The organism is Pseudomonas sp. Marseille-Q8238 (genome assembly GCF_965111915.1).
In genome coordinates, this window is record NZ_CBCOPI010000001.1 from 2,948,074 (window position 1) to 2,965,706 (window position 17,633).

The 17,633-nt window shown below is 62.4% G+C and carries 19 protein-coding genes; 10 read left to right on the forward strand and 9 right to left on the reverse strand.

Annotated elements, in window-relative coordinates:
* The first annotated feature begins 7 nt into the window (after positions 1–7).
* From ACWPW0_RS13680 to ACWPW0_RS13690, 3 genes are all read left to right on the forward strand, one after another.
* Positions 8–685, forward strand: coding sequence for a response regulator transcription factor (locus ACWPW0_RS13680; RefSeq protein ID WP_454255593.1), 678 nt, complete (start codon positions 8–10; stop codon positions 683–685).
* 114 nt (positions 686–799) lie between these two features.
* Positions 800–1,243, forward strand: coding sequence for a Spy/CpxP family protein refolding chaperone (locus tag ACWPW0_RS13685; protein ID WP_454255594.1), 444 nt, complete (start codon positions 800–802; stop codon positions 1,241–1,243).
* Between the two features lie 63 nt (positions 1,244–1,306).
* Positions 1,307–2,638, forward strand: coding sequence for a HAMP domain-containing sensor histidine kinase (locus ACWPW0_RS13690; protein WP_447592333.1), 1,332 nt, complete (start codon positions 1,307–1,309; stop codon positions 2,636–2,638).
* Between the two features lies 1 nt (position 2,639).
* Here ACWPW0_RS13690 and ACWPW0_RS13695 read toward each other — a convergent pair whose 3' ends face one another.
* Together ACWPW0_RS13695 and ACWPW0_RS13700 are read right to left on the reverse strand one after the other, a co-directional pair.
* A complete protein-coding gene (locus tag ACWPW0_RS13695) occupies positions 2,640–3,200 on the reverse strand; it encodes a nitroreductase family protein (RefSeq protein ID WP_454255595.1) in 561 nt (186 codons plus the stop codon).
* A gap of 344 nt (positions 3,201–3,544) precedes the next feature.
* A complete protein-coding gene (locus ACWPW0_RS13700) occupies positions 3,545–3,901 on the reverse strand; it encodes a YkgJ family cysteine cluster protein (protein WP_454255596.1) in 357 nt (118 codons plus the stop codon).
* A 240-nt stretch (positions 3,902–4,141) separates the two neighbouring features.
* On the opposite strand from ACWPW0_RS13700, the gene ACWPW0_RS13705 reads away from it, so the two are divergent.
* Positions 4,142–5,596, forward strand: a complete 1,455-nt coding sequence (locus ACWPW0_RS13705) for a TrkH family potassium uptake protein (RefSeq protein WP_454255597.1) — start codon at positions 4,142–4,144, stop codon at positions 5,594–5,596.
* 42 nt (positions 5,597–5,638) lie between these two features.
* Here ACWPW0_RS13705 and ACWPW0_RS13710 read toward each other — a convergent pair whose 3' ends face one another.
* Positions 5,639–6,640 carry an AraC family transcriptional regulator gene (locus ACWPW0_RS13710; protein WP_447592341.1) on the reverse strand — a complete coding sequence of 334 codons (1,002 nt, stop codon included), beginning with the start codon at positions 6,638–6,640 and terminating at the stop codon, positions 5,639–5,641.
* A 127-nt stretch (positions 6,641–6,767) separates the two neighbouring features.
* On the opposite strand from ACWPW0_RS13710, the gene ACWPW0_RS13715 reads away from it, so the two are divergent.
* From ACWPW0_RS13715 to ACWPW0_RS13725, 3 genes are all read left to right on the forward strand, one after another.
* Positions 6,768–7,085: an Mpo1-like protein gene (locus tag ACWPW0_RS13715; RefSeq protein WP_447592343.1), complete on the forward strand. Its 318-nt coding sequence runs from the start codon at positions 6,768–6,770 to the stop codon at positions 7,083–7,085.
* A gap of 47 nt (positions 7,086–7,132) precedes the next feature.
* Positions 7,133–7,720 (forward strand): HD domain-containing protein, encoded by a 588-nt coding sequence (locus ACWPW0_RS13720; RefSeq protein ID WP_454255598.1) that lies wholly within the window; start codon positions 7,133–7,135, stop codon positions 7,718–7,720.
* A gap of 154 nt (positions 7,721–7,874) precedes the next feature.
* Entirely contained in the window at positions 7,875–9,263 is a 1,389-nt protein-coding gene (locus ACWPW0_RS13725; RefSeq protein WP_447592347.1) for an adenylate/guanylate cyclase domain-containing protein, read from the forward strand.
* 25 nt (positions 9,264–9,288) lie between these two features.
* On the opposite strand, the gene ACWPW0_RS13730 is transcribed toward ACWPW0_RS13725, so the two are convergent.
* Positions 9,289–10,320, reverse strand: a complete 1,032-nt coding sequence (locus tag ACWPW0_RS13730; protein WP_454255599.1) for a glycosyltransferase family 4 protein — start codon at positions 10,318–10,320, stop codon at positions 9,289–9,291.
* Complete coding sequence (locus ACWPW0_RS13735; RefSeq protein WP_447592350.1) at positions 10,317–11,129, reverse strand: UDP-2,3-diacylglucosamine diphosphatase; 813 nt, start codon at positions 11,127–11,129, stop codon at positions 10,317–10,319. Before ACWPW0_RS13735 ends, ACWPW0_RS13730 begins: the two co-directional genes overlap by 4 nt.
* A gap of 137 nt (positions 11,130–11,266) precedes the next feature.
* Here ACWPW0_RS13735 and ACWPW0_RS13740 point away from each other — a divergent pair, with 137 nt between their 5' ends.
* The 3 genes from ACWPW0_RS13740 to ACWPW0_RS13750 are packed head-to-tail and all read left to right on the forward strand — an operon-like array spanning position 11,267 to position 13,296.
* A complete protein-coding gene (locus ACWPW0_RS13740) occupies positions 11,267–12,034 on the forward strand; it encodes an AraC family transcriptional regulator (protein WP_454255600.1) in 768 nt (255 codons plus the stop codon).
* Between the two features lie 57 nt (positions 12,035–12,091).
* Positions 12,092–12,427, forward strand: a complete 336-nt coding sequence (locus tag ACWPW0_RS13745) for a tRNA-binding protein (RefSeq protein WP_447592353.1) — start codon at positions 12,092–12,094, stop codon at positions 12,425–12,427.
* Positions 12,424–13,296, forward strand: a complete 873-nt coding sequence (locus tag ACWPW0_RS13750; protein WP_454255601.1) for a DMT family transporter — start codon at positions 12,424–12,426, stop codon at positions 13,294–13,296. The genes ACWPW0_RS13745 and ACWPW0_RS13750 overlap by 4 nt, the downstream gene beginning before the upstream one ends.
* 9 nt (positions 13,297–13,305) lie before the next feature.
* On the opposite strand, the gene ACWPW0_RS13755 is transcribed toward ACWPW0_RS13750, so the two are convergent.
* From ACWPW0_RS13755 to recQ, 4 genes are all read right to left on the reverse strand, one after another.
* A complete protein-coding gene (locus ACWPW0_RS13755; protein WP_454255602.1) occupies positions 13,306–13,584 on the reverse strand; it encodes a SelT/SelW/SelH family protein in 279 nt (92 codons plus the stop codon).
* A 79-nt stretch (positions 13,585–13,663) separates the two neighbouring features.
* Complete coding sequence (gene slyA, locus ACWPW0_RS13760; RefSeq protein WP_447592358.1) at positions 13,664–14,098, reverse strand: transcriptional regulator SlyA; 435 nt, start codon at positions 14,096–14,098, stop codon at positions 13,664–13,666.
* A gap of 128 nt (positions 14,099–14,226) precedes the next feature.
* Entirely contained in the window at positions 14,227–15,243 is a 1,017-nt protein-coding gene (locus tag ACWPW0_RS13765; RefSeq protein ID WP_454255603.1) for a DUF2804 domain-containing protein, read from the reverse strand.
* A 228-nt stretch (positions 15,244–15,471) separates the two neighbouring features.
* Positions 15,472–17,598 carry a DNA helicase RecQ gene (gene recQ, locus ACWPW0_RS13770; protein WP_447592362.1) on the reverse strand — a complete coding sequence of 709 codons (2,127 nt, stop codon included), beginning with the start codon at positions 17,596–17,598 and terminating at the stop codon, positions 15,472–15,474.
* Between the last annotated feature and the right edge of the window lie 35 nt (positions 17,599–17,633).

The window sequence follows — 17,633 nt, forward strand, 5'->3', positions numbered from 1 at the left end:
ACTCACCATGGCTGACCTGCTGCTGATCGACGACGATCAGGAACTCTGCGAGCTGCTGACCAGTTGGCTGCACCAGGAGGGTTTCCAGGTGCACGCCAGCCACGATGGCAACAGTGCGCGCGCCAGCCTGGCCCAACATGCGCCAGCAGCGGTCATTCTCGACGTGATGCTGCCCGACGGCAGTGGCCTGGAGCTGCTCAAGCAATTGCGCAGCGAGCACCCGGACCTGCCGGTGCTGATGCTCTCGGCGCGCGGCGAGCCGCTGGACCGCATTCTCGGCCTGGAGCTCGGCGCTGATGACTACCTGGCCAAACCCTGTGACCCACGCGAGCTGACCGCACGCCTGCGTGCCGTCCTGCGCCGCAGCCTGCCACCAGCCACCAATACGCGCTTGGAACTGGGTGACCTGAGCCTCAGCCAGGCACGCGGCGTGGCCAATATCGGCGAGCAGGAAATCAGCCTGACCCTCTCGGAAAGCCGCGTACTCGAAGCCCTGTTGCAGAATCCCGGTGAGCCGGTGGACAAACAGGTCCTGGCGCAACTGGCGCTCGGTCGCAAGCTCACGCTCTATGATCGCAGCCTGGACATGCACGTCAGCAACCTGCGCAAGAAGCTGGGCCCCCATCCCGATGGTCGCCCGCGTATCGTGGCCTTGCGCAGCCGCGGCTACTACTACAACGCCTGACATTCGCCACGTGGTCTTTACCCTGCCTTTACCCTTGCCTGACCGCGCCTGACCTTGCCAGCCCTAGACTGAGCTCATCCGGTGAACCACCGGCAATGAGACAGGAGATCCACCATGCGCAAGACTCTCACCGCCCTGATCCTCGCCAGTGCACTGCCAACCCTGGCATTGGCCGCCCCGTTCGATGGCCCCCGCAGCCCCGCGTGTGACAAAGGCTCGTATGGCGAGCACCGCGGCGCACCTGGACAAGGCCTGTTCAAGAGCCTGAGGCTGACCCCGGAACAACGGGAGCAAGTCGCCAAGCTCATGCGTGATCGCAAGGACAGCCCGCGTACGATCACCCAGAAGTACCTGGACAAGCTGTCCGATGCCGATAAAGCAGCCCTGAAGCAAGAACTCGAAACCGCTCGCGTGGATCACGAGAACGCCTTCAAAGCCATTCTCACCCCTGAGCAACTGAAGCAGTTCGAGCAACAGAAGAAAGACCGGGAACAACGCCGCGCCGACCGAGAAGAGTTCGAAGCCTGGAAAGCCCAGCGTGACAAGAAAGCCCAGTAATCCGTAGCCACCCAAGCCCGGCGCGCAGTTGCGCGCCGGGCTTCGCTCATTCGAGGAAAGCCCATGCGCTCCATGTTCTGGCGCATCTTCGCCAGCTTCTGGCTGGCCATCGCCCTGGTTGCTGGGCTGTCCATTCTGCTCGGGCACGCGTTGAATCAGGATGCCTGGATTCTCAGCCGGCACCCGGCCGTGAAGAACCTGCCGCAAGAGTGGGCCAGCCGCTATGAAACCAGCGGCAAGAAGGCGGCCCAGGACTACCTCGAACACCGCAAGGAGCGTTTCCGGATCGATATCCAGGTGCTCGACAGCGACGGACAAGCCTTGGTCCGCGGCACCTTCCCGCCCCGCGCCGCAGCCTTCGAAGCCCGCCACCGTGACGACAAGCGCCTGCCCTGGCGGCGCATGACCACCGAATACGTCAGCCCGACCAGCGGCGAGACCTACCTGTTCATCTACCGCATCCCGCACCCTGAGCTGGAGGAATGGCACCGCGGTAGCCTGCTCTGGCCGCTCAGTGCGCTGGGTATCGCCCTGGTAGTCCTGACGCTTCTGAGCCTGCTCCTGACCCTTTCAATCACCCGCCCGCTCGGGCGTTTGCGCAGTGCCGTGCATGACCTCGGGCAAACCGCCTACCAGCAGCACAGCCTTGCCCGCCTTTCCAGCAGAGGCGATGAATTCGGCGTGCTGGCACGTGACTTCAACCGCATGGGCGCTCGCCTGCAGGACCTGATCGGCAGCCAACGCCAATTGCTCCGAGACGTGTCCCATGAGCTGCGCTCGCCCCTGGCCCGCTTGCGCATCGCCCTGGCATTGGCCGAGCGAGCCGAACCCAGCGAACGGGAGAAGCTCTGGCCCCGGCTGGTGCAGGAATGTGATCGCCTGGAAGACCTGATCAGCGAAATCCTGGCGCTCGCCCGCCTGGATGCCGACCCAGGTGCCGCGCAGCCTATCGATCTCAAGCCCCTGCTCGATGGCTTGCGCGAGGATGCCCAGCTCAGCGCTCCGGAACAGCAGGTGGCGATTAGCCTGGAGACTGAGGCGCTGACGCTGCAAGGCTGGCCGGACATGCTGAGCCGGGCGCTGGACAACCTGCTGCGCAACGCCTTGCGCTTCAATCCACCGGGACAGCCCATTGAGCTGGCGGTAAGCAGCCACGCGCAATTGCTGACGATCAGCGTGCGCGACCACGGTCCCGGCGTGGCGCCTGAATGGTTGGAGAAACTCGGCGAACCCTTCTTCCGTGCCCCAGGGCAGACTGCACCTGGCCATGGCTTGGGCCTGGCCATCACCCGGCGCGCTGCAGAGCGCCATGGTGGCCGGTTATTGCTGGATAACCATGACCAGGGCGGTTTCATTGCCACCCTGGAACTGCCTGTAGACGATACGACGGTGTAACTCAACCCGCCCAGTCGCTGACGAAGTCCGCCGGTGCCAACGCCAGCGGCGTACGGCGTTCGCCGACCACGCTGCCGAGATAGAGGAAGCCGACAATCCGCTCGTTTTCGGCCAGCCCCAGGCCAGCCATGACCGGTGCGGCATACGCCAGCTCCCCCGTGCGCCAGATGGCCCCCAACCCTTGAGCATGGGCCGCCAGCACGATGCCATGGGCAGCGCAGCCGGCAGCCAGCAGTTGCTCCTGCTCAGGCACCTTGGGATGAGCATGCAGCGTGGCGATCACCACCACCAGCAAGGGCGCGCGCAGCGGCATGTTGCGGGCCTTGTCTAGCGCTTCGGGCTTGGCATCCGGGTTGCCGGCCAACAACGCCTTGGCAAATAGCTCACCGAGCCGGACCCGCGCTTCGCCCTCGACACAGAGAAACCGCCAGGGCCGCAACTGACCGTGGTCCGGGGCGCGCAAGGCTGCGCGAAACAGCAGGTCACGCTGCGCAGCATCCGGCGCCGGGTCGAGCAGGCGGCCAACGGACACGCGATTGAGCAACAGATCGAGAGCTTGCATGGTCTTCTCCGCAGGAAACAGGCCACTATTCTAGGGGCTGTTGATAGCTAACCGCGACTGCGATGAAGCCTGGCAGCACTCGCCCATTGCCTGAACCCAGACCTGGCCCAGATAAAAGCGTAGTTGCGCTCGATGGTTGGCCGTGCGGCCCCAGGCTCTGTACGAAAGTCGTTGAGCGAAGGGTCAGGCAAGGCAAAAACAGAAGCAAAGTTTACGTGCTGCAAATGAGCATGACTCGCTTCGCTTGCCCCTTTGGGGCTGCACTGAAGTGCGTTAGCCGCAAGCGGCTTGCTGAGCCTGCTCTTAACGCAGCATCACCGAGCACAGGTGCTTTCGTACAAATTCTAGGCAACCCGCTCCGGGCTTATCGGCGGCGTCAATGGCGGCAAGCCATGGGCTGCGCGTGCGGCATCACAGTGCGGATTAGCCACGCCGTTCTCCCAACTGGCATCGAACTCTCGACAAGTACTCGAACGCTGCGCATAGAGGGTGCAGCGCACCGCGCCGCCAACATCGCCGAGCAAACCGACACAGCGTGCAGGCTTGCTGCAAGTACCTTGCATGGCAACGTGAATGAGACTGACCTGTTCGACCAACTGATCGGGGACGCTGCCACCGGCAGATTGGCACTCACCCCAGTAAAAAGACACACGGAAATACGCGCAGCAGGCGCCACAGCTCAGGCAAGGGCTATCGGACATGATGGGGGGCTTCGGTAAACCGGCTGGGCCGGCGCAAGCGGCTATTCTATGGGCGGCCACAACGCCGCGAAATCCCCACCCCAGTGTTTTTTTTGCGCCTGTTCAGCCCTGACTATTCCCATTCGAACTGTCGCTACGCAGCGCGAAAAGTCGCTTCCGGCGAATTTTTGTTCACCGTGTCTGGATGCGACAGGCCCTGCCCCCTAGAATCCGTCCCATCGCCGCCTACGGAAACCATTCATGTCCCTGCCGACCCTACGCATTATCGCGTTCATCAACGGCATCTTTCTGATCACCCTGGCGATTAGCATGGTCATCCCCGTGGCCACCCTGCTGGTATTCGACCGCCCGCAAGACATCAACGCCTTTCTCTGGTCGGGCCTGATCACGGTCGTCGTCGGCTTGGCCATGGTTCTACAGGGTCGCCCCAAGGATGGCCATCTGCGCCCACGCGACATGTACATGCTGACGGTATCGAGCTGGCTGCTGGTATCGGTATTCGCTGCCCTGCCCTTCGTCTTCACCCAGCACGTCAGCTACACCGACGCCTACTTCGAGAGCATGTCCGGCATCACCGCCACCGGTGCGACCATCTTCACGGGACTGGACACCATGTCGCAGGGCATCCTCATGTGGCGCTCGTTGCTGCACTGGCTGGGTGGCATCGGCTTCATTGCCATGGCCGTAGCGATCCTGCCGATGCTGCGAATCGGGGGGATGCGCCTGTTCCAGACGGAATCATCCGACCGCTCCGACAAGGTCATGCCACGTTCGCACATGGTCGCCAAGTACATGGTCGTAGCCTATGTCGGGCTAAGCAGCCTGGCCGTGCTGGCCTTCTGGCTGGCCGGCATGAGCGTATTCGACGCCATCAACCACGCGATGTCGGCCATTTCCACCGGTGGTTTCTCTACCTCCGACGCCTCCCTGGCCAAATGGCAACAGCCAGCGGTGCATTGGGTGGCGGTGGTGGTGATGATCCTTGGCAGCCTGCCCTTCGTGCTCTACGTATCCAGCCTGCGCGGCAACTACAAGGCATTGATCCGCGATGAGCAGGTACGCGGGTTCATCTTGATTCTGCTCAGTTGCTGGTTGGTGCTTGGCACCTGGTACTGGGCAACCACCGACCTGCACTGGCTGGAAGCCGTGCGCCATGTCGCGGTGAACACCACCTCGATTCTGACCACCACCGGCTTCGCGCTCGGCGACTACAGCCTGTGGGGCGGCTTTGCCAGCATGCTGTTCTTCTACCTGGGCTTCATCGGCGGTTGCTCGGGCTCCACCGCAGGTGGGCTGAAGATCTTCCGTTTCCAGGTCGCCTATATCCTGCTCAAGGCCAACCTGCAGCAACTGGTGCATCCCCGTGCGGTGATCAAGCAGCAATACAACCGTCATCGCCTGGATGAAGACATCGTCCGTTCGATTCTGACCTTCTCGTTTTTCTTCACCATCACCATCGCTACTCTGGCGCTGGGCCTGACCCTGTGCGGTCTGGACTGGATCACTGCGCTGACCGGCGCCGCGAGTACGGTCTCCGGCGTAGGTCCAGGTATGGGACCGACCATCGGCCCGGCCGGCAACTTCGCCAGCCTGCCAGACGCCGCCAAATGGCTGCTAACCAGCGGCATGCTGCTCGGGCGCCTGGAAATCCTCACCGTGCTGGTGCTGTTGATGCCGGCCTTCTGGCGTCACTGAAAACCAGAACAGTCAAACTCGCGGGCCTGCAGGCTCGCTCGATCAGAGCCCCGCGCGGTACTCGCCTGGCGTGGTGTCGAACCAGCGACGGAAGGCGCGAAAGAAGTTGCTCGGGTCAGCGAAGCCCAGCAGATAAGCGATCTCCAGCAGGGTCAGGTTGGGCTGAGCCAGGTACTGCCCAGCCAATTCGCGGCGGGTATCGTCGAGCAATTGCTGGTAACTGGTGCCTTCTTCCTGCAGACGACGCTGCAAGGTCCGCTCGGACATGAGCAAGGCTTGCGCCACGGCCTCGCGCTTGGGCTCACCCTGCGGCAGCAGGCGACATAACACCTGGCGTACCTGGTGGGTCACACGGCTGTCGGAAAAACGCGCCAGGTATTCACCAGCAAAACGGTCATGCAACTGCGCCAGTGCTTCGTTGGCCGTGGGCAATGGCGCATCCAGGTCGGCACGGTCGAACAGCAGCGCATAGTGCTCGGCGTTGAATTTCAGAGGCCCCTGGAAGACCTGGCGGTACTGCTCGAGGTCTGCCGGCGGCGGCCCCTGGAAACTGACCTGGCGCGGGCACAGCGGCTTGGCGGTAAGCCAGCGACAGAATGCCAGCGAATAGGCGAGCGAGGCTTCGGCGCTCTGGCGGGCGGCCGGTAGGCGGTCGCCATGGATGACCAGTTGCAGCTCATAGCCATCCCGTGTGGGACGAAAGCTCATATCGGCGCCTTCGGCGATGATGCGCTGGTAACGCACCAGCCGGGTGAAACCTTCCTGCAGGTTACGGCTGGACATCAGCGCATAACCGACCACATGGAACGACGAGGGGCGGACCACACGGGCCATGTTCAGGCCGATGGCGGGGTTGCCGGACAACGCCACAGCCTGCTGCCACAGGCGCGTCATGCTGTCTTGCGGAAAGCGCGCATCGGGGTCATTCAGTGCGGCATAGTCAAGACCGAGCGTGGTGAAAAGACCACGGCAGTCGACGCCGCCCAGCTCCAGAGCCTGAACGATGCCGGATGCCCAGCTGGAAGAGGTAGTGCGTTCGCTCATTGGCGTACTTCTTGTTCTGATTCGATCACGGGCAAGCGGCCCAAGGATACTAAACTGGCCCTGTATGTCACTGGCCGCCGAAGACACTCACTTTACACTGGCCGTCGACAATGACAGGAGGTGTGCCATGCGCGCTGAAACCACCGAACGTTTCACCAGCTTCGCCGAGTTCTATCCCTATTACCTGCAGGAACACAGTAACGATGTGTGCCGCCGTCTGCACTATGCTGGCAGCCTGCTGGTCCTGGGCATCCTCGCCTTTGCCATTTTCACCCAGCAATGGCTGTGGTTGCTGGCCTTGCCGGTAGCCGGTTACGGCTTTGCCTGGGTCGGACACTTCGTCTTCGAGAAGAACCGCCCCGCCACCTTCAAGTACCCGCTCTACAGCCTCATGGGCGACTGGGTAATGCTCAAGGATGCCTTTACCGGCCGCATCCGCTTTTAACGCCGCTGCACTCATACAGTCCCGTCATAGAACAAGAGGACAACCTGATGAATACCCGTGCCAGATTCACCCATATGGACGATGGCAGTGCCGCAGACTGGGCCGTCATCGCCCAGGACTTCGCCAAGTACGCGGCGCAACTGCCCGACCGCATTCTTACCCACCTCAAGCTGCTCGATGGCGACTTTGGCGGCTTTCCGGTTGATCGCCTGACCCACTCGCTGCAGACCGCCACCCTGGCCTACCGCGACGGCAAGGATGAGGAGTACGTGATCTGTGCCCTGCTGCACGATATCGGCGACACCCTGGGCAGCTACAACCACCCGGATATCGCTGCCGCCATCCTCAAGCCCTTCGTCAGTGCCGAAAACCTGTGGATGGTGGAAAAGCACGGCATTTTCCAGGGTTACTACTTCTTCCATCACCTGGGCATGGATCGTCACCTGCGCGAGCAGTTCAAGGACCACCCGCAGTATCAGCAAACCATCGAGTTCTGCGCTCGTTACGATGCCGCCGCGTTCGACCCGCAAGGTGAAGTCCTTCCCCTGACGTTTTTCGAACCGATGCTACGCCGCCTGTTCGCCCAGCCGAAACAGTCGATCTACAAGGCTGCAATGGAGCGCAAAGCCGGCTGAAACCTGGCGAACGCCGCGCCATTCGCCGTCCCCACTTGGCCGCCGCCTGTGCGGGTGGTTATGATCCCCCACCCGCCATCACTGGCTCAGGTCTTGCAGACCGTCCAGGCGCTCAGTAGAAGCGTCAGAAAAACATCAGGGATCGTTCCATTTCATGAAGCCCGCCACTCAGGAACCGCCAAAGGTTCAGACCACGCCGTTGCTCCGTGAGTACTACTCGCGGGTTCTGGCCTATATCGCCATTGCTGCGAGCATCGCCGCGGGCACCTATAGCCAGCACTTCAGCTACGACATCCTGTGGATGGTGCCCTACGCCCTGCTCTACCCGCACCTCGCCTACCATCTGGGTAATCGTTTCAAACGCGACTACCCCCACCAGACCAGCCTGGTGCTGATGTTCATCGACTCTGCCCATGCCGGCGCGGCGGCGGTGCTGATGGGATTTTCGGTGGTACCGGGCTTGATGTTCCTGCTCATTCTCAGTTTCAGCGCCCTGATTGCCGGGGGCTTGCGCCGCATGGGGCTGTCCCTGCTGATCGCCGCTGGCGGCATGGCCATGACCAGCGCACTGGTCCATCCGCAAGTCACGACTGACACGCCGGTCCTCGTGTCGGTGGTCAGCATCCTGCTCACCACGTTGTACATCTGCATCACCGCCTTCCTCGTGCACGAGCAGGGCCAGCGCCTGTCCCAGGCCCGCAGCGATATCAAGAAGGAGCAGGAAAAAGCCGCCCGCCTGGCCCGCAACCTGGCCAAGTACCTGTCACCGCAGGTGTGGGAGATGATCTTCAGCGGCAAGCGCAGCGTGCGCCTGGAAACCCAGCGCAAGAAGCTCACGGTGTTCTTCTCCGACATCAAGGGCTTCACCGAGCTGTCCGAGGAGCTGGAAGCCGAACAGCTGACCGACCTGCTCAACACCTACCTCACCGAAATGTCGAAGATCGCCCTCAAATACGGCGGCACCATCGACAAGTTCGTCGGTGACAGCGTGATGATCTTCTTCGGCGACCCTTCCACCCAAGGTGCCAAGAAGGACGCGGTCAACGCCGTATCCATGGCCATCGCCATGCGCAAGCACATGAAGGTGTTGCGCCAGCAGTGGCGTGCCCAGGGCATCACCAAACCACTGGAAATCCGCATGGGCCTCAACACCGGCTACTGCACGGTGGGCAACTTCGGCGCCGACACGCGCATGGACTACACCATCATCGGTCGCGAAGTGAACCTGGCCAGCCGCCTGGAAAGCTCTTCCGAGGCCGGCGAGGTGCTGATTTCCCACGAGACCTATTCGCTGGTGAAAGACGTGATCATGTGCCGCGACAAGGGCCAGATCGCGGTCAAGGGCTTCAGCCGGCCGGTGCAGATCTATCAGGTGGTGGATTTCCGCCGTGATCTGGGCGCTCGCTCCAGTTACGTCGAGCATGAGCTGCCGGGCTTTTCCATGTACCTGGATACCAACGGCATCCAGAACTACGACAAGGAAAAGGTGATCCAGGCGCTCAACCAGGCCGCCGAAAAACTGCGCGACAAGATCATTCTCTAGCGTGAATCCTGCTGGATGCCCACGGCTACGCCCGGGCGACCTGCATGGCCTCGAACGCAACCGGCTCACCATCGAGCAACGGCTGGCATGCCAGGAACTCCAACGCTGACGCCTGCCAAGACTGCCGGGCAGCCAGCACGGCGCACTGCCTACGGTCGAGCTGCAGGGCGGCCAGGCAGGCACGCCGCAGGTCCTCATCCATTACCCCGCTCACGCCCTGCTCCAGCACATCCAAGGGCCCCAGCACCGGGAACGCTGCCACTGGCGTGCCGCAAGCCAATGCTTCGAGCATGACCAGACCATAGGTATCGGTACGCGACGGGAACACCAGCACGCTGGCGCGCGCAAAGGCCTGCGCCAGTGCCTCACCCTGCTGATAGCCGAAGAAATGCGCCTGCGGATAAGCCGCCTGCAACTGGGCACGCTGTGGCCCGTCACCGACTACATGCTTTTCGCCCGGCAGGTCGAGGGCCAGAAAGGCCGCGACGTTCTTCTCTTCCGCCAACCGCCCGACATAGAGAAATACCGGCGTATACGGCACCTGTTCCTGAACGCGGAACAGTCCGAGGTCCACGCCCTTGCGCCAGAGCTGCAGGCGCGACAGACCATAGGTGGCAAACTCCTCGCGCATGCGCTCGGTGCTCACCAGCACCACGCTACTGGGCCGATGAAAACGGCGCAGGAAGGCATACCCCCAGGACAGGGGAATACGCGGCCAGCGTGTGTTCACGTATTCGGGAAAGCGGGTATGGATGGCACTGGAGAAGGCCAGACCGCGTCTGCTCAGCCAACGCCGCGCCGCCCAGCCCAGAGGCCCTTCGGTGGCCAGGTGCACGCAATCGGGCTGGAAGTCACGGATCATCGGGCCTACGCGCCACAGGTCCCAGGCCAACGGGATTTCCGGGTAGCTTGGGCACGGCATCGTGCGGAAATCCGCCGGTGACAGCAGCTTGACCAGATGACCGAACCCGCGCAGCTCGGTGATCAGCGCCTGCAGACTGGTCACCACGCCATTGACCTGCGGATGCCAGGCGTCACTGACGATCAGTATCCTCATGCCGCCGTCCCGAGGCTGGCGGCCAGCTCCGCTTCGCGAGCCTGCTCCTCGGCCAGACGGTAGAGCTGGATACTGCCGTCCAGGTGCTCGATCAGTGCGCTGCACGATTCGACCCAGTCCCCGCAGTTGAGGTACTCGACCTCGCCGACCTTGCGAATCTCCGCGTGGTGGATGTGCCCGCAGACCACGCCATCCAGCCCGCGCTTGACGCACTCGTGGGCGATGGCTTCTTCGAAATCGCTGATGAAATTGACCGCCGTCTTGACCTTGTGCTTGAGGTACGCCGACAGCGACCAGTAGCCATAGCCCCAGCGTCCGCGCCAGTGATTGAGCCAGCGATTGAGGGTCAGGGTGAACTCGTAGGCAGAATCGCCGAGAAACGCCAACCAGCGGTGGTAGCGGGTGATCACATCGAACTGGTCACCATGGATCACCAGCAACTGGCGGCCATCGGCCGTGGTATGGATCGTCTCGTCGACCAGGCGGATATTGCCGAGCATCAGGGTCGAGTAGCGGCGCAGGAACTCGTCGTGGTTGCCGGTGACATAGATGACCTCGGTGCCACGCTTGCTCATGGTCAGCAGCCGACGAATCACGTTGGTGTGTGCCTGCGGCCAGTAGATACCGCCGCGCAGTTTCCAGCCATCGATGATGTCGCCAACCAGATAGACCTTGTCGGCCTGATAACGCTTGAGGAAGGCCGCCAGACGCTCGGCCTGGCAATCCCGGGTGCCCAGGTGCACGTCGGAAATCCACAGGGTACGGACTCGTTGCTTGCGACTCGGCTTGCTGCGCTCGGCGATGCTCATGGATGCCCTCCGCTAGGTTTAGCCGAGCGTGCGCGCCCCCAGTGAAGCCAATATGACAACCACATGTCGATTCGATGACATGCACACAGCCCCTATCGCACGCGGTGTAGACTAACGGCTCGTTTCAGGAGCCCGCCATGCACCCGGTTCTCTCCCTGCGCCACTATCGTCACGAGCAGATCGCCCACAGCCACGACCACGGCCAGTTGGTGTTCGGCCTGTCCGGCTGCCTGGATTTCGAGGTATCCGGGCGTGGCTGGCAGGTCTCCAACCAGCACCTGGCGGTGATCCCCCCGCAGATGCACCATGCCTGTGCCAGCCCTGCCGGCAGCCACTGCCTGGTGCTCGACGTTCCCTCGGACGACTGGCTACAGCAGCGCCTTGGCCAGCATGCCGACGCGAGCCGGCGCCTGCTCGACCGCCCTGGCCAGTTGCTGCTGGCACCTGCGCAAAGCCAACTGGTCAACTGGCTTGCCGCCAGCCCGATCAACGACGACGTCATTGCCCAGCAAGGTGCTGCACTGCTGCTCGCCAGCCTGAGCCAGGTCTCCGTGCATACGGACAGCGAGCGCCACTTGCCCATGGCCAGGCTCGATGCCTATATCGACCGGCACTGTGCCCATCCGCTACAGGTCACCGACCTTGCACGCCTGTGCGGTCTGTCGGCGTCGCGTTTCCATGCTCGCTTTCTCGAGCAGACCGGCCTGACGCCTATGGACTACCTGCGCGCCCGACGCCTGCGCCAGGCACGGCACCGGTTGCTGAGCAGCGACCTGTCGGTAGGCGAGATTGCTGCCGGGGTTGGCTATGCCTCGCAAAGTGCGTTCACGGCAGCGCTGGTACGCGAGTTCGGCGCCACGCCACGACAGCTGCGCCGCGAGTCTCGCGATAAAAACCGCGAGTAGCGCGACAGACACGAACCTGGCAGCCACCTAGACTATCCCGCTCATCCGGGAGGTCTTATGCACACCATCGAATGGCAGGATTTCGAACGCGTGGAATTGCGTGTCGGCACCCTGCTCAGCGCCAGGCTCAATGAAAAAGCCATCAAACCGGCCTATGTGCTGGAAGTCGACCTTGGCGAGCTGGGGGTAAAAACCTCCAGCGCCCAGCTCACCGCGCATTACTCGCCCGAACAACTGGTCGGGCGCCAGGTACTCTGCGTGTGCAACTTCGCCCCCAAACGTGTCGCGGGTGTGCGCTCCGAGGTATTGGTGACCGGCGTCCACGATGCCGATGGCAAGGTCGTACTGACCCGCTTCGACCATCCCCTGCCCAACGGCGCACGCCTGGCATGAACCGGCGCTCTGCACTGGTCGCCCTGCACTTCGGTGCATTGTGTTTCGGCCTCTCCGGCATCTTCGGCAAGCTGGCCCTGGCTGCGCCCATCGTCATTGTCTTTGGCCGTGCGCTGTTCGCCGTGCTGGCACTGGCGCCCTTCGCCCGCTCTGGCACAGTCAACACACGCCCCAGCTACAAGCGCCTGCTGGCACTCGCCGGTGCCGGCCTGTTGCTTGGTGGCCACTGGTGGAGTTTCTTCATCGCCGTGAAGGTCGCCGGGGTGGCCGTGGCGACCCTGGGCTTCGCCAGTTTTCCGGCCTTTACCGTGCTGCTCGAAAGCCTGCTGTTCAAGGAGAAGATTCGCCGTAGCGAGTTTGCCGTGGTCGCGTTGGTCTGCCTGGGGCTGATATTGGTCACGCCGCACTTCGACTTTGGCAGTGAAGCCACACTGGGGCTGATCTGGGCAGTGCTGTCAGGGCTGCTGTTCGCCCTCGTATCAGTCTCCAACCGCGCCACCACGCGCGGCCTGAACCCGGCACAGGCCGCCCTGTGGCAGAACGTCAGCATCCTCGTCTGCAGCCTGCCCTTCGCCTGGTCATTGCTGCCTGAGGTACGCGCCCTGGACTGGCTGTGGATCGCTCTGCTCGGCCTGCTGTGCACCGCCATGGCCCATAGCCTGTTCGTCGCCAGCCTGCGCGTGCTCAATGCACGCAGTGCCTCGGTGGTGTTCGCCCTTGAGCCGGTCTACGGGATTCTCTTTGCCTGGTGGATCTTCAACGAACAACCCGGCTTGCGCATGCTCGCAGGCGGCGTGCTGATTCTGCTGGCAACGGTGATTTCAGCGCGCCTGAGCAAGCACGCACCCAACGTGGAACAGGTGGCCTGACAGCCGGGATCAGCGGTCGTTGTGGCCCAGGTCGCGCGCAGGGTCGATGACATCGCGCACACGCTGCTTGAGCACCTTGGCTTCGGGGAAACCGCCATCGGCCTTGCGTTCCCACACCTGCACGTCAGCACAGACGATACGGAATACACCCCCGGTGCCGGGTTCGAGGCTGACCTTTCCCAACTCATCGCTGAAGGTACTGAGCAGCTCTTGCGCCAGCCAGGCGGCACGCAGCAGCCACTGGCACTGGGTGCAGTAGGTAATGACTACCTCGGGTTTGTTCGACATGGCTCAGGTCTCCGTAGGCTGGCGGCGCCCATGATAGCGCGGCCGCAGCCGCCCGCTGCATTGCAACGGCAACTGGGAGTCAGATCGTTTCGAGGTTCTGCAGAATCTGCGCATGCACCTGCTGGCAGCGCTTGATGTCATCCTCGGCAATGCCGGCGAACAACTCCGTGCGCAATTGCTGGGCAATGCTTTCGATCTGCTCGATCAGAGGACGCGCCTGCGGGCTGAGCACGACCTTCTTCGCACGCCGGTCCTCCGGAACCGCCTGACGCTGGACCAGCCCCTGGGCCTCAAGACTGTCAAGCAGACGCGCCAGGGTCGGCCCCTCCACTCCGACGGACTTCGCCAGCTCACGCTGGGTGGGGATGTCTTCGAGCAGAGCCAGATGCAGCAGAACCAGCCAGCGCGCCTGGGACAAACCAAGGCCGGAGAGACGTCGGTCCAACTCGGCCCGCCACGAACGGGAAAGCTGGGCCAACTGCATACCAAAACTGTGTTGCGCGAATTTTTGCATAGGATTACGACCACGTTATCGGTTCTTGCCACTGTCCACGCCCCCCGACGTTGATTCAGACAGTAGAAAAACCTAATTATTAGTCGCCTAACCATAACCTTGCTTCGCGGCTTGCGCCAAGCACGTTGTCACCACTTGACGTACTGGTCCTCAACAAATCCCCACAAATTATCGATCTGTAACGGCTCCCGTCCGGGCGGACGCAAGGTGCCTTGAAAGCAGCCAAAGACCTGTTTGAAGTTGCTCGCCAGCACGCCCAGGTTCAGTTGCTCGCGGTGCAGGCCATGGCCACGAAAACTGAGCGCTATCTGGCCATCGCCAGAACGGATCTGCCAGGGCTGCAGCGGCTGGTCACGATCAAATTGGAAATGCACGCCGCCGACCGGCATCAGCTTCCCGTCCAGCCAATAGCAATTTTCGCTGAAACTGGTCTCGTTGACGCCGCATGACAGATTCAGGCCAAGCCGCACGTTACCAACAGAGCCGGACAGGCAGGCCCAGTTCCAGTGGGTTTCCGGGCGCATGTAGCCGGCCGACCAATCGTGGTGAGCAAAGGCATCGATGTCCGACAGGTCGAAATCACCCAACGCACTGCGCACCTGTCCTGCACAGCGTACCCCCGCCACCTTCTGCGCATAGGCCCAACCGTTCACGGCCGTTGGCGTGCAGATACACATGGGCTGAAACGCCGGGCTCTGTTCGGAAAAATGTGCCTCGATGTGCGTGCCATCATCCAGCTCCACCAACAAGCGCTTCTCGCGCGGGTTGGCATGGTTCTCCAGGCGCAAGCGATTACCTCCACTGCGCAACTCGCAAACGCCTTCGTCAGGCTGCTGCGAGAAGGTGGTGCCAAAACCCAACGGCAAGCGAAACTGGCGTTCGAGCAGGCGGCCACTGGCGGGATGAAACAGGTAGACGAAGCCGATACCCAGCAAGCTCAGGTTGCCCAGCGCACAGCCACCGATCAGCTCATTGCTGACCAGCCCGAAGTACTGGAATTGGTGAAAGCGCCGCCATTTGGCCAGGGAGCCCAAGCGTCGCCCCATGGGTGAGCGAAAATCGAAATCCCGGTAGTTCACCTCAGTGGGTGGCGTAGCGAAGATGCCGTAATGTGGCTGGCCGTTGGCCTGAATCAGTCGTTCCATGCTGGCTGCCCGTAGTGGATAAGGCGCCAGCGTGAATAGCCATGGCGCTGCAACGGACCCTAGCACTGCCTGGCTGGCCCATCACTAACCCGACACGCCAAAAGCACCGGCACATCAGGCCATTGCTACGTCAGGCATCTGAATGAAATGCAAGTCGACGCACAACAGGGAGGGTTGCGCATTATTCAGGGTATGGCGCCCTACGGAAGAGGCAGCGCTTGACTGCTACTAGAGCTCGAACTCGCTCTGCAGCGCCGCACGCACGCAATGCAGTACGCCATCGGGCACACGCCCGGCAAATTGCTCGGCGACGGCGGATGCCGGGGGGAGCTCGCCTTCACCATCGAGGAAGGCATCCTGGATCTCGCCCAGCAAGTCCTCGGGCAAGTCCAGCGCCTGCTCCAGGCTCAACTGCTGACGGCCAATCGCCTCGGCCAACAGGCTGTAGACGTTCTTCTCCGTACACGTGAGCTGAGCGGCGATCTGTGCGGGGGTCATGCCGGCACGAGCCAGGCTGACCAGTTCATGACGCAAGTCGACCACCACCTGTGGCGTCTCGACAGCACCATTAAGCACTTCGAGAAAAGCCTGGCCATAGCGCTCCAGCTTGCGTGCGCCCACCCCGCTGACCTGTGCCATGTCGCTCATCGAAGCCGGTTTGCTGCGCAGCATCTCCAGCAACGTGGCATCGGGGAAGATCACATAAGGCGGCACGCTGTGCTCTTCTGCCAGCTTGCGGCGCAGGGTACGCAGGGCCTCCCATTGCTCACGCTCGTCCTGGCGCACCAGTTGACTGGCGCTGCTCCCGGATGCCTTGGCCGCCTGTTGCGGCTTGAGATCGCGGCGCAATTCCAGGCTGACTTCACCACGCAGCAGCGGGCGGCAGCTGTCGGACAGGCGCAGGCCGCCATAACCATCGAGGTCAACATCGGCCAGGCCGCGCGCCACCAGTTGGCGAAACAGCGTGCGCCAATCGCCCTCGCTGAGCGCCTTGCCCATGCCGAACACCGCCAGATGCTGATGGCCCGAGGCCTGAATCTTGTCGTTCTCGCGGCCAAGCAGGATATCGACCAGATGGCCGACGCCATAGCGCTGGCCACTGCGGTAGATCGCCGACAGCGCCTGGCGTGCCGGTTCGGTGGCATCCCAGGTCTGCACGCCATCGATGCAGTTGTCACAGTGGCCACAAGGCTTGGGCAGCTCTTCGTCGAAATAGGCCAGCAGCGCCTGACGGCGGCAGCGCGTCTCCTCGCACAGCGCCAGCATGGCATCGAGTTTGTGCTGTTCGACTCGCTTGTGGCGCTCGTCCCCCTCGGAGTTGGCCAACATCTGCTTGAGGAAGATCATGTCTTGCAGGCCGTACGCCATCCAGGCATCGGCAGGCAAACCATCACGCCCCGCACGCCCGGTTTCCTGGTAATAGGCTTCCAGCGACTTGGGCAGATCCAGGTGCGCGACAAAGCGCACGTTGGGCTTGTCGATACCCATGCCAAAGGCAATGGTCGCCACCATGATCAACCCTTCCTCGTTGAGGAAGCGCTTCTGATGATAAGCCCGCAGTTCATTGGCCAGACCGGCGTGGTACGGCAGCGCCGGAAAGCCCTGGGCAGTAAGGAATGAAGCGACCTCTTCCACCTTCTTGCGCGACAGGCAGTAGACGATACCCGCATCCCCCTTGCGCGCCGCGAGAAAGCTGAGCAACTGCTTGCGCGGCTGATCCTTGGGTACGATGCGGTAAAAGATGTTCGGGCGATCGAAACTGGAGAGGAAACGCTCGGCATTCTGCAGGTGCAGACGCTGGACGATCTCCTCACGGGTACGCATGTCTGCCGTGGCGGTCAGGGCAATGCGTGGCACGTTGGGAAACAGCTCGGCGAGCTGGCCCAGCTGCAGGTATTCGGGACGGAAATCGTGGCCCCATTGCGATACGCAGTGGGCTTCATCGATGGCGAACAGACCAACCTGCAGCCGTTGCAGAAACGCCAGCATGCGCGGCTGCACCAGGCGTTCCGGGGCGAGGTAGAGCATCTTGATCTCGCCGCGCAGCACTCGGTCGGCGATATCGCGCTGATCGTCCGCACTCAGCGTGGAGTTCAACGCCACCGCTGCCACACCCAACTCGTCGAGCGTGGCCACCTGGTCATCCATCAGGGCAATCAATGGCGAGACCACCACCGCCAGGCCTTGGCGCAACAGAGCAGGCACCTGGAAACACAACGATTTGCCGCCGCCGGTAGGCATCAGCACCAGCGCATCACCGCCTGCCGCCACGCGCTCGATGATCGCCGCCTGGTTACCGCGGAAGGCGTCGTAGCCAAAAACGTCTTTGAGGATGCGTTGTGCCTGGACGAGCATAGGGACTCCGTAAGAAGCCGCGCAGTATACGCCAG